This window comes from Palleronia caenipelagi, assembly GCF_007004065.1.
Lineage (GTDB): Bacteria > Pseudomonadota > Alphaproteobacteria > Rhodobacterales > Rhodobacteraceae > Palleronia > Palleronia caenipelagi.
The window spans coordinates 1-1,016 of the sequence record NZ_VFSV01000140.1 but is presented as its reverse complement, the minus strand read 5'-3'; the positions used below and the strand labels follow the sequence as shown (position 1 = coordinate 1,016).

Here is a 1,016-nt window from a genome sequence, read left to right as displayed (position 1 = left end):
GCCCGATTTTGGCGTGCAGCTTTCCGACCTCTGCCGCCGATATCGTCAGCTCCGCGGTCGCCTGGCCGGTGAAGGCCTGTGCCATGTTCTCAATCGCGGTCCGTTTCCAGCCGCTGATCATGGTAGGGTGGATGTCATACTTCTTGGCCAGCTCGGCCGTCGTCAGCTCCTCGCGGATGGCTTCCAAAGCCACCTTCGCCTTGAACTCTGCCGAATAGCGTTTCCGTTTCGTCATTTCTGTGCGTTCTTCCTCAGACACTACAGATTAGCACCCGGTCCGAAATCCCGCGACCACCTCTAAGAGCGCTTGGTGGCGGATATGATCGAGCTAACCCGGCAATATGGACGGTATGGCTATCGTCGGATTGCAGCACTGCTCAGAGATGCTGGCTGGCATGTGAACGACAAGCGCGTCGAAAGGCTGTGGCGACGAGAGGGGCTGAAAGTCCCAATGAAGCAACCAAAGAAGGGACGGCTCTGGCTGAATGATGGATCGTGTGTCCGATTGCGACCTGAGCATCCAAATCATGTTTGGTCATATGACTTCGTGCACTGCCGGACGGACGATGGCCGGGAGTTCGTTGCTGAGGCCGTACAGAACTGGATCAAAGCTGTCGGCGCGAAAACGGCTTACATCGAACCTGGATCGCCTTGGGAGAACGGATATGTGGGGAGCTTCAATGCCCGTTTCCGCGATGAGTTCCTGAATGGCGAAATCTTCTACAGCCTGCGCGAGGCGCAGATCCTGATCGAACAATGGAGGAAACACTACAACACGAAACGACCACACAGCGCATTAGGCTTGTCTTATGACTTCCCTCGGCTCCTTTGCGATAAGGGAGCCGCTTCCCGGCTCCCCAAACATGCCGGGAAGCGGCGGGGGACGGATCGGGAATGGGTCGGCCGTTCTGGGCCGTGCGGTAGTGTGATCGCCCCCGTCTTTTCTCATGACCTGAACGGATAGCAGGGCTTTGGGCCTGCATGACAAGCAGAGGTAAGGAAAAGACAGATGCAGG

1 protein-coding gene and 1 pseudogene are annotated in these 1,016 nt (G+C 57.1%); one reads left to right on the top strand and one right to left on the bottom strand.

Annotation, left to right across the window (positions count from 1 at the left end):
• Positions 1 to 235: transposase (locus tag FEV53_RS20305; RefSeq protein ID WP_142836022.1), on the bottom strand; the 235-nt coding region annotated here is incomplete at its 3' end.
• Positions 236 to 301: 66 nt separating this feature from the next.
• Here FEV53_RS20305 and FEV53_RS20300 point away from each other — a divergent pair.
• Positions 302 to 964 (top strand): annotated as a pseudogene (locus FEV53_RS20300) (integrase core domain-containing protein); the annotation flags it as partial.
• Positions 965 to 1,016: the final 52 nt, after the last annotated feature.